Here is a 12,562-nt window from a genome sequence, read left to right as displayed (position 1 = left end):
CGCCTCCGGCGCGCCCGCAGGCCTTCATAACCAATTTTCCGGCCGGACGCAGCCTCTGCGATGGCCCCCGGGCCGATTTCCCGCCCCCGGCCCGCCAGGGGCCGGGGCGCCACGGCCCGCGCCGCAGAAACACCCCGGCGCAGGCCACGGCGGAGCCCGCCGCAGGGCCGCAGCTTCGGCGGCCCCGCAGCGGATGCCGGGAGCAAAGCGCCCGGCCCGGCTAGCCCTTGGCGGCCTTGGCGGCCTCGGTGATCTTGAGCAGCAGCTCGTCAAGGGCCACGGGCTTGATCAGGTAGTCGAAGGCCCCGAGTTCCAGCCCCTTGCGGGCGGCCTCCACGCTGGCGTGGCCGGTGAGCATGATCACCCGCACCCGGGGGTGGCGCTGGCGCAGCTCGGCCAGCACCTCCAGACCGTCCTTGCCCGGCATGCGCACGTCCAGCACCACCACATCGGGCTCGCGCTCCTCCACGGCGTCCAGGGCCTCGGCGGCGCTGCTGGCCAGCCGGACCGGGATGCCCCTCCAGCCCAGGCGCTTGCCGTACATTTCGAGAATCTTGAGTTCGTCATCGACGAAGAGAACGTCCATCTCCTCCACGGGAACCTCCCCGTGCCTCGGCCCGCCTGGCGGGGGGCACGACAACTCCATCCTCCTGTTGCGGACCGGGCGCGGCCCTCGCGCCCGTGGGCATTGGGGCGATGAGCCGGCTGCGCCGGCCTGCCGGCACGCGCGGCCCTCGCGCCTGCGGGCAATGGTGCTTGAGCGGCGGGGTTTTGTCCAGACGTCCGCAAAGGGCCGGGGAGCGGCCCTTTTGCGGCCCTCCCGGACCGGAAAAGGGGCCGCCTCCTGACGGAGGCGGCCCCATGCGGACGCGGAGGCGGCCCGGATCAGATGAAGATGAGCTGCACGAGCACGAACAGGGGGATGAGGATGCCCAGGCTCCAAGCCATATAGCCGAAGAAACTGGGCATCTTCACGCCGCTGGTCTCGGCGATGGAACGGACCATGAAGTTGGGCGCGTTGCCGATGTACGTGTTGGCGCCCATGAACACCGCGCCCGCCGAGATGGCCAGCAGGGTGGAGGCCATGGTGGTCATCAGCTCCCCGGCATTGCCGCCTGCGGTGTTGAAGAACACCAGATAGGTCGGCGCGTTGTCCAGGAAGCTGGAGAGCACGCCCGTGAGCCAGAAGTACATGGCATCGACGGGCTCGCCCCCGGGGCCGGAGACCATGGTGATGACCCCGGCCAGGGCGCCCTTGGTTCCGGCCTTGAGGATGGCGATGGCCGGAATCATGGACAGGAAGATGCCGATGAACAGCTTGCCGACCTCCACGATGGGGAACCAGTCGAAGTCGTTCTTGCGGCGGTTCTCCTCGGTGGTGAACTTCAGCGACAAGAGGGCCATGCCCACCAGGATCGCGTCGCGCAGCACGTTCTGCAGGTCCACATGGGTGTGGTAGATGTCGAACTGCACGCCCGACTTCCACATGCCGCTCATGAGCACGCCGCCGATGATGCCCGCCAGGAACAGCAGGTTGATCTTGCCGTCCAGGCCGAGCTTTTCGGAGCTGGCGTCCGTCGCGGGCATGGCGGGGCGGCCTTCCTTGTTGAAGAGCACGGTGTCCACCGCGAAATAGATGCCCAGCAGGAGCACCACCAAAAAGAGCATGGGCAGGAACATGTGTGTGGTGGTCCAGAAGAAGTCAACGCCCTTGAGGAAGCCCAGGAACAGCGGCGGGTCGCCCAGCGGGGTCAGGGAGCCGCCGATGTTGGCCACCAGGAAAATGAAAAAGACCACGGTATGAACCTTGAACTTGCGGTGCGCGTTGGCGCGCAACAGCGGGCGGATGAGCAGCATGGCCGCGCCGGTGGTGCCCATCCAGCTCGCCAGGACCGTGCCCACCAGGAGCACCCCGGTGTTGACCGCGGGGTTGCCCACCAGCTGCCCGGTGAGGCGCACGCCGCCGGACACCGTGAACAGCGCGAAGAGCAGGATGATGAAGGGGATGTACTCCAACAGGAGCACATGCACGACCTCGTACAGGGCCAGCTCGAAGCCGAAGGTCGCCGCGAAGGGCACCAGGAAGGCCAGGGACCAGAAGGCCGAGATCTTCCCGAAATGATGGTGCCAGAAGTGCGGCGCGGCCAAGGGGAAGATGGCGATGGACAGGAGCATGCAGGCGAAGGGGATGACCCAGAACACGCCCAGCTCCGTGCCGATGGCCTCGGCCATGTGGTGCAGGTCTCCGCCTGCCGCCAGCCCCGCCTGGGGCAGCAGCAGGCACGCGACCAGCGGCAGGAGAAGGAAAACCAGCAATTTGCCAAAGAACTGATGCACTGTCGTTATCCTCCGGTTTGTTGGGGTAGCCCCCCGCAAAGGGCTGCCGAAGCGGACGGCGCCGCTTGGCCCTGGCGACACGGGCCGCATATGGCGGGAACTTGCGGACTCCCGCTTCCAGCACGGCGGATGCCGCGCATCCGCCGTGTTCGGAACTGGTCTGGGCAAGGGGGGCGGGCCCCCCTTGCGCGTTTTCAGCGGACGATGAGCACCGGGCAGTCGCAGCGGTGCAGCACGTGGTGCGTCACACTGCCCAGGAACAGGCCTTCGAGCTCCGTGAGCCCCCGGCTGCCCAGGACGATGAGGTCCACGCCGTTTTCTTCGGCGTAGTGGATGATCGCGTTGGCGGGGTCGCCCAGGCGCACGTCCACGCGGAAGCGGACGTCGGAGCCCTCGCACAGGCCCTTGTAGCCCTCAACGACCTTGCGGCCCGCCATTTCCAGCTCCTTTTGGAGCTCCTCGCGCGCGCCGCCGCCGATAAGCCGGGGGATGTTGCCAGGGCAGAAGAGCAGCATCAGCTCCGCCCCCTGGGTCCTGGCCACGCCCCGGGCGTATTGGGCCGCCTTTTCCGCATGCTTCGAGCCGTCCACGCCCACAAGAATCTTCTTGAACAACATCGCTTGGTCCTCCTGTGTCGAGGTTACACACACAGGCCGGGCCGGGCCGCGCCGGAAGGGACACGGACCGCCCCCGCCTCGTCGGGCCGGTGGCGACGTCTGCCGGCCAGGGCCGGCAGGGTAACGGGGAAGCGCTCCGCCCGCACTGTGCGGTGCAGGCGGTTTTCATGCATGGCGATGCGGGTTGTGAGTCTCACGCTTACCCCACCGCAGCGGGTGCGCGCAAGCTGCATTTGCCCCGCAGGACCCGATTGTCGCCGAAAATGTCCGCCCGGGGCCGGACGGGCACCGACGGCGCCGCAGTCCCGGGCAGCACGCCCCGCCGTCCGCTGGCGGCGCCCCCGTGGGCAAAACCGCCACCGTGAGCGATGCGCGCCTCTTTTCCTGCACCGCCCATCCCGCGCCCGGGGCCGCCCCCTGCCGGATGCCTGCCTGCGGCTGGGCCATGGCCCTCCCTCCCGCCAGGGGCCACCCCCGGATTGCCCCGGCCCCGCACGCGGGGAGCGCGGGGCCTGACGGTCAGGGAGGCAGCACTTCCGGACGGCCATGACTCGCCGGATGCGCCAACGGGCCCGCCCCGGGCCGCGCGATACCCCGGGGCCGCAAGGCCTGCGGATGGCGCGCCTCTGGCCCACGATTCACTCCGCCCTTGCGCGATGCACAGCGCCAATGGCCAGATGCGGGATTCGCACCGCACGCGGTGGCGGCCCCACGCAGGCGCCCCCCCGGCAATCCTTGCAAAGAGCGGGTGTACTGGCCGCCAGGCCCGAGCGGGCGCCCGGGAAAAAAGCAAAAAGACGGCCGCCACACCCCTGAAGCGGCCTTGCCCCCCGCCGAAAGACGCAAAATAGCGCAAAAAATCAGGAAAAAACGCGAACCCACAAGCGGCTTGTGAAGAGTGTGTCAATATTTTTATAAACAATTCCAGATAAATAGCGACTTTTGCCGAATCTCGCAAATATTTTCGGCACAGAGACTGCTTTCTGCGAAGTGGGCTTTGGCCCGGCATCGTGGCCTCACTGTGAAAAAACGCATCCGGCAACCAGACCCACGGCCCCTGGCTCGTGCGGCTCAACCCAGGAGTGAACAGTCATGAACGGTCTCGTGAAAGACTACACCGTCCCCGTCGACAAGTTCCCCCGGCTCTCCGATTCGGCGACCTTCGCCGAGGCCGTCCTGGCCCTGGACAAGGCCCAGGAGGAGTTCGCCAGCGGCAAGCGCGAGCAGCGCATCATGCTGGTCTTCGACAACGCCAACAAGATCGTCGGCAAGCTCTCGCCCCTGGATGTGGTGCGCGGGCTCGAACCCGACTTCGACAAGCTCGTGGACGCCCAAGCCAGCAGCTTCGTCAGCAGCGGCTATGTCATCGACTCCATGAAGAGCCAGGCGCTGCTCTGGTCCACGCCCCTGGACGACCTCTGCTCCACCGCCAAGAACATCAAGGTCAAGGACTTCATCCGCAAGCCTTCGGCTTCCCAGGTCATCGAGGCCGGAGAAACCCTGAACATCGCCTTCCACCGTTTCGTGCTCTTCCGCCACGACTCGCTGTTCGTCATGGACGATCACAGGCTCGTGGGCCTTTTGCGCTTCTCCGACGTCTACAGGGAGATCGCGCGCAGGATCAAGGACGTTTGCGGCGTTTAGGGCCGCGCAGGACTTTACTCCCGAACACCGCAGGGCCGCCGCGGCGGCCAGCCCCCACGGAACCACAAAGGAGAGAACGAAATGAGCAACACCGCGACCCAGACCCCCAACCCGGACTACAGGACCCCGGACGAGCTCGTGGTCGAAGAACACGAGCCCCAGGGCCCCACGCAATCGCCCCAGGCAATAATCATCAAACTGCTCATCGCCGTCGGCCTGGGCGCGCTCATCTTCCTGCTGCCCCGGCCCGACAACCTGCCCGTGGAAGGACACCGCCTGGCGGCCATCCTGGTGCCCGTGGTCTTTTTGTGGGTTTCCGAGGCCATTCCCATCGGCATCACCGCGCTTCTGGCCACGGCGCTGATGATCGTGCTCAAGGTTGAAAAGAGCAGCGCGGCCTGGGCGCCCTACGCCAACCAGGCGGTCATGTTCGTGATGATGATCATCATGTTCGGCGTGGTGCTCAACGAGGTCGGCCTGGCCAAGCGCCTGCTGTTCTGGATCCTGCGCTTCGCGGGCACCAACGTGAAGCGGCTGAGCTTCTTCATCGCCTTCAGCAGCACGATCCTGTCGTCGATCTTCCACGATGCGACCATCACCATCATCATGCTCTTCGCCATCCTGCCGCTGTTCAAGGCCATGGGCATCACGCCCAACAAGAGCAACAACCTGAGCAAGTTCTTCGTCATCCTCATCCCCCTGGCCGCCTCGGCGGGCGGCTTCGGCACCTTGCTTGGCGGCGGCCGCTGCGCCCTGGCCGTGGACATCACCCAGAAGTACCTGCTCGAGGCCACCGGCGTGGCAGTGAAGATCGGCTTCCTCAAGTACGCCATCATCGAGTTCCCCATCTGCATCCTGACCGCCATCGCCACCTGGGCCATTGTCTACGCCGTCTTCCGGCCCAAGGAAGTGGAGTTGCCCGCCTCGGTGAAGATCGAGTCCATGCCCAAGATGAGCACCGCCGAGATCGGCGTGAGCGTGATCTTCGTGGCCGCCTTCGTGCTGTGGTTCGCCGGCGACCTGACCGGCTGGCACGTGAGCGTCGTGGCCGCCCTGGCCCTGGCGGGTTTCTGCACGCCGGGCTGGGTGTCCTTCAAGACCATCTGCGACAAGTTCCCCTGGGAGTCGTGGATCGTGTTCGGCTCGGGCGTGTCCCTGGGCGCGGCCATGCTCACCAGCGGCCTGGGCAAGTACCTGGCCGAGGCCTTCATCCCCCTGCTCCAGGGCCAGAGCACCTTCGTGACCTACTTCGGCATGGGCTTCTTCGGCTCGGTGCTCTCCAGCATGATGAGCAACTCCGCCGCCGTGGCCCTGAGCCTGCCCATCACCCTGCCCATGGCCGAGATGATGAACATGAGCATAGAGGCCGTGGGCCTGCTCTCGCCCATGTCCACCTCCTTCATCATGCTCGTCATCGGCTGCCCCCCGACCATCATCGCTTACAGCACCGGCTACTTCAGCCAGATGGAGTTCATCAAGGTCGCCGTGCCCTGGTGCCTCCTGCTGCTGACCATCTGCGTGCTGGGCGCCATGCTCTACTGGCCGATGATCGGCTTCAGCTGATGCGCACCAAGAGCGAACAACCCAACCCCAACTCCCGCCGGCCGGAGCCCGGCCGGCGGGAAACACGAGAGGAACGCACATGAGCGACAGCAAGCCGAGACTGCTGCTGGTGGACGACGAGGAGCGCTTCCGCACCACCCTGGCCAAGCGCCTGGCCGAGAGCGGCTTCGAGACCCAGACCGCGGGCAGCGGCAAAGACGCCCTGGCCCTGCTGACCAAGGAGCCCTGCGACGTGGTCGTCCTGGACATCCGCATGCCCGGGCTCTCGGGCATCGAGACCCTGGCCGAGATCCGCAAGAGCCACATCGGCGTCGAGGTCATCCTGCTCACCGGCAACGCCGATGTGCCCAGCGCCATTGAGGGCATGCGCCTTGGCGCCTTCGACTACCTCATGAAGCCGCACGACTATGACAGCCTGCTGGAAAAGCTGAACCAGGCCGTGGCCCTCAAGCGCCAGCGCGAGGAGCGCCTGCGCAAGGCCGAGGAGCGCGCCCGGCTCGAAAAGCTGCAAAAGCACATCGGCTTCTAGGAGGACGCCGCGAGCCAGAAGCACACCACCCGCAGCGGGTGACACAATACAGGCCCCCGCCCAGGACGCCACCGGCTCCACCCCAGCCGGCCGCCAGGCAGGAGCCGCAGCAACCAAGACCCGGCCATGCAGCAGCATGGCCGGGAATTGGTGTTTTCGCCCGTTGAGTGGCCCAGAGGCGGAATAAAATATTGTTTTCTCTCCATTGCATTGAATATTCCCGTTTTTTGTTGACTCAAAATTAGTTTGTGTGAAAGAGAACAAGACGGGACCGGCGCACACCAGTCCATAAAAACGAAAGCCCGCTCCGGGCCGGACGTTCCTTGCGAACACTTCGGCCCGGCAACAAGCAGACCACGCCATATTCCGCCGGACGCGCAGCCGCCCCGGCGGACCGCCAGCACCCTGGGCACCGGACCGGGCTCTCCTGGCATCTCCCCTGTGGCGCAACGCGGCGGGCACGGCAGAGGCACACACGTTCCACCATGCGCGCAGGCCCCGCCTGCGCCAAGACCTCCCGGCCAAGGGCCGAAGGAAACCACCAGGGGCGGGCAAGCCCCTCCACCCCCAACCGGACCGCCCGGCCCGGCCCGGGCTCCCGGAAAGGAGCCAAACCATGCAAGATTCGGTCAAGGCGCTGATGGTGCCCATCGGCAAGTTCCCCACGATCAAGGACTCGGCGACGTTCTCCGAGGCCGTCGTGGCCCTGGAGCAGGCCCAGCAGGACTACCAGACAGGCAAACGCGAACAGCGCATCCTGCTGGTCCAGGACGAAAGCGGAAAGATCGTGGGCAAGCTCTCGCCCACGGACGTCATCCGGGGCCTGGAGCCCGACTTCGACAGGATCGTCGATCCCAAGGCCAGCAGCTTCATCAGCTCGGGCTACGTCATCGACTCCATGAAGGATCTGACCCGGCTGTGGTCCACCCCGCTGGACGACCTCTGCTCCACGGCAAAAAACGTCAGAATCAGGGACTTCCTGCGCAAGCCCGCAGCCTCGCAGGTCGTGAACATCGACGACTCCCTGAACAGCGCCCTGCACCGCTTCGTGCTCCTGCGCCACGACTCGCTGTTCGTCACCGACGGCAACAAGCTGGTCGGCCTGCTGCGCTTCTCCGACGTCTACCGCGAGATTGGCCGCAGAATAAAGGAAGTCTGCACGCTCTAGCCCGGACGGCCCGGCGCCGGGCTCCCCGGCCATGTGCTTCGGACAACTCGACCGCACGACGGCCCCTTTGTCACGGACCCACAACGCGAAACGCCAACGTTTCACCATGACCGGAGGTTTCCCCATGAGTGCAGCCCACGCGCACACCCCCGAGAACGACTACAGGGACGACAGCGAGCTCATGCTCGACGACCACGAACCCCAGGCCCCACAGCAGCCAGGCAAAACCATCATCATCAAGGTGCTGCTCGCCCTGGCCGTGGGCCTGGGCATCTACCTGCTGCCCACCCCCGCCAACCTGCCCGACGCCGGGCACAAGCTCCTGGCCCTGGTGGCGGCCATCATCGTCCTGTGGGTCAGCGAGGCCATCCCCATCGGCGTCACGGCCCTGTGCGCCGCCGCAGGCCTGATCCTGTTCGGCATCGAAAAGCCCACCGCCGCCTGGGCGCCCTTCGCCAGCCCGGCGGTCATGTTCGTACTCATGATCATCATGTTCGGCGTGGTGCTCAACGAGGTGGGCCTGGCCAACCGCCTGATGTATTACATCTTCAAGATCGCGGGCACCGGGGTCAAACGCCTGAGCTTCTTCATGGCCATCGGCTGCACCATGCTGGCCACCATCTTCCACGACGCCACGGTGACGGTCATCATGATCTTCGCCATGGTTCCGGTTTTGCGTGCCATGGGCCTGACCCCAGGGAAATCGAGCAACTTGGCTAAATTTTTCATCATCCTCATCCCCCTGGCCTCGTCGGCCGGCGGCTTCGGCACGCTGCTGGGCGGTGGCCGAAACCCCCTGGCCGTGGAGGTGCTGCAAAACTTCACCGAGGGCGCGGTGCGCATCGGCTTCGTGGAATACCTGATCATCCAGTTCCCGCTGACCATTCCCGTGGCCGTGGTCACCTGGGCCATCGTCTACGCCATCTTCCGGCCCAAGGAGAAGGAGCTGCCCGCCTCGGTGAAAATGGACAAGCTGCCGCCCATGCGCGGCAAGGAACTGGGCGTGACCATCATCTTCTCCCTGACCTTCGCCCTGTGGACCTTCTCGGACCTCACGGGCTGGCACGTCAGCGTGGTGGCGGCCCTGGCCCTGGCGGGCTTCTGCGGGCCCAAGTTCATCTCCTTCAAGACCATCTGCGACAAGTTCCCCTGGGAATCGTGGATCGTCTTCGGCGCGGGCGTGTCCCTGGGCGCGTCCATGCTCACCTCCGGAGCCGGAAAATACCTGGCAGAAACCCTGCTGCCCCTGCTCGACGGCCAGAGCGCGTTCGTGGTCTACTACGGTATGGGCCTGTTCGGCTCCATGCTCTCCAGCGTGATGAGCAACTCCGCCGCCGTGGCCCTGACCCTGCCCGTGACCCTGCCCATGGCCGAACTGCTGGCCATGTCGCCCAAGGCCGTGGCCCTGCTCTCGCCCATCACCACGTCCTTCATCATGCTGGTCATCGGCTGCCCCCCGACCATCATTGCCTACAGCACCGGCTACTTCAGCCAGATGGACTTCATCAAGGTCGCCGTGCCCTGGTGTCTGGCCCTGCTGCTGGTTGCGGTCCTCGGCGTTATGACCTATTGGCCTCTCATAGGGTTCTATTAGGCACAGGGCGGGCGGCGCGCGGCGAGGCGGCGCCGCCCGCAGGAAACGCAACAACTCCCGCCGACACCGTGCCGGGAGAGAGACACAAGGAGAATGCCATGACCAACGACACCCCAAAGCTGCTGCTCGTGGACGACGAGGAGCGCTTCCGCACCACCCTGGCCAAGCGCCTGAAGGAAAGCGGCTTCGCGGTGCAGACCGTGGGCAGCGGCATGGACGCCCTGGCCCTGCTGGCCAAGGAGCCCTGCGACGCGGTCGTCCTGGACATCCGCATGCCCGGGCTCTCGGGCATCGAGACCCTGGCCGAGATCCGCAAGAACCACATCGGCGTCGAGGTCATCCTGCTCACCGGTGACGCCGATGTGCCCAGCGCCATCGAGGGCATGCGCCTGGGCGCCTTCGACTACCTCATGAAACCCCATGACTACGACAGCCTGCTGGAAAAGCTGAACCAGGCCGTGGCCCTCAAGCGCCAGCGCGAAGAGCGCCTGCGCAAGGCCGAGGAACGCGCCCAGCTCGACCGGCTGGAAAAAACCATCCGCTTCTAAGTCGGCACCAACCGATACCACCGGGCGCCCCCTCGCGTCGGCCATGCGCCGGGGGCGCCCGGATTTTCAGACTCTGGACATCCGGGCCGCCCACCCGGTACAGTACACCGAACACCCGCTGAACCGGAGGCGGCCATGGCCGGGAACCGGCGCGACGAAACACCAGGGCAGCAGGGGCCCCGCCCCATCAAGGCCCTGCACCACCTGCCCCGGGGCAGGAACGCCTGGAATCCGCCGTTCATGAAGAAATGGTGGTTCTGGCCCGCCTGCATCGGCGGGCTGGTCCTGCTGAACATGCTGGCCAGCCTGGTCCACCGGCTGCTCGGCGCATGACGCCCCCAACGGCCCGCCCCCGGAACCCGGCCCCGGGCTCCGCCACGGCTCCTTGAATCCGCACAGAGTCCACCGCCTGCTGGCGACCCCCCCTTCCCAAGGGACCAGGCAGACGCACGAGGTCAGCCCATGCCCAATCTCGCCCTGAACCGCAAACGAAAGGTCTTCATCCTCTCGGTCCTGCTCTATTCCACCTTGCCCGCCGTACTGGTGGGCCTGCTGGCCTTCGCCTACGCCCTGAAGGACATGGACAGGGAAATCGAGGCCCGCTCCACCGAATACTTCCAGCTGCTCACCCACAAATACGCGACCATCGTCGATCTCTCCCTGGCGGACCTGGCCCGCACCGTGGCCCTGGTGGCCGACCTGCACTCCCTGGACGAACTCCAGCGCCCCGGAGCCCTGGAAGCCGTCTTCGGCACCGTGAGCCAGAACTTCAGCCACCTTTTCGAAGACATGGGCGTGCTGGGGCCCGACGGGCGGCACCTGGCCTACGCAGGCCCCCACGACCTGCAAGGCAGGGACTACAGCAAGGAACCCTGGTTCCAGGAGGTCATGGCCAAGGGCCGGGTCGTGAGCAACGTGTTCCTGGGCTACCGGAACTCCCCGCACTTCGCCATCGCCGTCAAACGCCAAAGCGCCGGCCGGACCTGGGTCCTGCGCGCCTCGGTCAACGCCTTCCACTTCAGCTCCCTGCTCGACGGCGAACGCTTCGGGCGCACCGGCGAGGTCTTCATCCTCGACCCGCAGGGCCTGCTGCAAACCCGCTCCATGATGTACGGCGCCATGCTGCGCCCTGTGGACCAGGACCTGGCCGACGCCGTGGCCGCAGCCGGGGATGGCGTCCTGCGCCGCCCCAGCCAGGGCATGGACCTGCTGTTCACCGTGTCGCGGCTGGCCTCCAAGCCCGAATGGGCCCTGGTGGTGCAGCAGGAGGAACGCGAGGCCCGCCAGGCCTGGGCCACCAAGCTCAAGACCTTCAGCGTCGTCTTCGCCCTGGGCATCCTGGCCATCGCGGGCGGCGCGGCCTGGGCCCTGCGCATCCTCTTGCGGCGCATGGAACGGCTCGACAAGGAAAAGAACGTCTTCGACGACCAGATGATCCAGTCCCAGAAACTCGCGGCCATCGGCCAGCTCTCCGCAGGCATCGCCCACGAGATCAACAACCCCCTGGCCATCATCGGCGAAGAGGCCGGCTGGATGCAGGACCTGCTCAAGCGCGAAGCCATGAGCCAGTTGCCCGAAATGGTCGAAATCCAGGACTCCCTGCGCGAGATCGTGGTCCAGGCCGGACGCTGCAAGGAAATCACCCACAAGCTCCTGAGCTTCGCCCGCAAGATGGACTCCACCATCCGCGACGTGGACGTCAACGCCCTGGTGGACGACGTGGTGGGCATGCGTGAACGCGAGGCCACCCTGGACAATATCCAGATCGTCAAGGACCTGGCCCAGGACCTGCCCATCATCCACAGCGAACCCTCGCTGCTGCGCCAGGTGCTGCTCAACCTCGTCAACAACGCCATCGACGCCCTGCCCAAGGGCGGCGAGATCACCGTGCGCACGGCCAAGGGCGAACAGGGCGGCCTGTCCTTCTCCGTGGCCGACAACGGCATCGGTATCCCACAGGAAAACCTGGAAAAAATCTTCGACCCCTTCTTCACCACCAAGCTGCCCGGCAAGGGCACCGGCCTGGGGCTGTCCATCTGCCACGGCATCATCCAGAAACTGGGCGGCACCATCTCCGTGACCAGCCAGCCCGGGCAGGGTACGGCCTTCCTGGTCCACCTGCCCGCCCAGGCCCCGCCCGAGCCGCGCTAGGGGGCTTGGGCTTGGGCTGAAGAGACCGGGAGAGGGGGGAGCGGGGGAATTTGTCATTCTTCGCAAGGGCGCCAAAATCCCCCCGCTCCCCCCTCTCCCGGACCCACACCCCCCTCACCCCCAAAATGCGCTCTCGGGGGAAGGGTTGGGGGGTTTTTGGGGTTGGGGGAAGGGGCATGGAAAACGCCGGGGTTGTCCCATGGCCAGACCAGACCCGAAAACCACCGGGCCGGATTCCCTTGCGGGAATCCGGCCCGAGGCTTTTCTCCGGCCTTGACCAGAGCGTCCCCATCCCCCCGCCCTGCCCCCGCTCCGGGTGGTTGCGGCGCTTCGCCGCAGCCACCCGGGGCGGCGTATGGGGTCGAGGGGCCCCCGGCCCCTCGCGGGGGTCCAGGGGGCAGCGCCCCCTGG

11 protein-coding genes are annotated in these 12,562 nt (G+C 66.3%); 8 read left to right on the top strand and 3 right to left on the bottom strand.

Translation table 11 applies throughout. From position 1 onward, the window contains the following. Positions 1-220: 220 nt before the first annotated feature. The 3 genes from G495_RS0109995 to G495_RS0109985 all read right to left on the bottom strand — a co-directional run bounded on the left by G495_RS0109995 (position 221) and on the right by G495_RS0109985 (position 2,954). Positions 221-586: a response regulator gene (locus tag G495_RS0109995; RefSeq protein WP_028587700.1), complete on the bottom strand. Its 366-nt coding sequence runs from the start codon at positions 584-586 to the stop codon at positions 221-223. Between the two features lie 299 nt (positions 587-885). Beyond that, on the bottom strand, positions 886-2,232 hold the full coding sequence (locus tag G495_RS0109990) for a sodium:proton antiporter (protein WP_156939672.1): 1,347 nt from the start codon (positions 2,230-2,232) through the stop codon (positions 886-888). Positions 2,233-2,531: 299 nt separating this feature from the next. Beyond that, a complete protein-coding gene (locus G495_RS0109985) occupies positions 2,532-2,954 on the bottom strand; it encodes a universal stress protein (protein WP_028587698.1) in 423 nt (140 codons plus the stop codon). 1,092 nt (positions 2,955-4,046) lie between these two features. Between G495_RS0109985 and G495_RS0109980 the strand changes: the two genes are divergently transcribed. The 8 genes from G495_RS0109980 (at position 4,047) to G495_RS18580 (ending at position 12,151) form a co-directional block, all read left to right on the top strand. Then, positions 4,047-4,598, top strand: a complete 552-nt coding sequence (locus tag G495_RS0109980) for a CBS domain-containing protein (RefSeq protein WP_028587697.1) — start codon at positions 4,047-4,049, stop codon at positions 4,596-4,598. A gap of 81 nt (positions 4,599-4,679) precedes the next feature. Then, complete coding sequence (locus G495_RS0109975; RefSeq protein ID WP_028587696.1) at positions 4,680-6,161, top strand: SLC13 family permease; 1,482 nt, start codon at positions 4,680-4,682, stop codon at positions 6,159-6,161. 79 nt (positions 6,162-6,240) lie between these two features. Next, entirely contained in the window at positions 6,241-6,690 is a 450-nt protein-coding gene (locus G495_RS0109970; protein WP_028587695.1) for a response regulator, read from the top strand. Positions 6,691-7,306: 616 nt separating this feature from the next. Then, complete coding sequence (locus G495_RS0109965; protein WP_028587694.1) at positions 7,307-7,858, top strand: CBS domain-containing protein; 552 nt, start codon at positions 7,307-7,309, stop codon at positions 7,856-7,858. Between the two features lie 124 nt (positions 7,859-7,982). Next, positions 7,983-9,452 (top strand): SLC13 family permease, encoded by a 1,470-nt coding sequence (locus tag G495_RS0109960; RefSeq protein WP_035251692.1) that lies wholly within the window; start codon positions 7,983-7,985, stop codon positions 9,450-9,452. 98 nt (positions 9,453-9,550) lie between these two features. Next, complete coding sequence (locus tag G495_RS0109955) at positions 9,551-10,000, top strand: response regulator (protein ID WP_028587692.1); 450 nt, start codon at positions 9,551-9,553, stop codon at positions 9,998-10,000. A 135-nt stretch (positions 10,001-10,135) separates the two neighbouring features. Further along, positions 10,136-10,333 carry a hypothetical protein gene (locus tag G495_RS0109950; protein ID WP_028587691.1) on the top strand — a complete coding sequence of 66 codons (198 nt, stop codon included), beginning with the start codon at positions 10,136-10,138 and terminating at the stop codon, positions 10,331-10,333. Positions 10,334-10,462: 129 nt separating this feature from the next. Then, complete coding sequence (locus G495_RS18580; protein WP_051445254.1) at positions 10,463-12,151, top strand: sensor histidine kinase; 1,689 nt, start codon at positions 10,463-10,465, stop codon at positions 12,149-12,151. The last annotated feature ends 411 nt before the right edge of the window (positions 12,152-12,562 follow it).

The organism is Desulfocurvus vexinensis DSM 17965 (assembly GCF_000519125.1).
GTDB lineage: Bacteria > Desulfobacterota > Desulfovibrionia > Desulfovibrionales > Desulfovibrionaceae > Desulfocurvus > Desulfocurvus vexinensis.
Note: the sequence above shows the minus strand (reverse complement) of the source record. Positions and strands in the feature narration are given on the sequence as shown.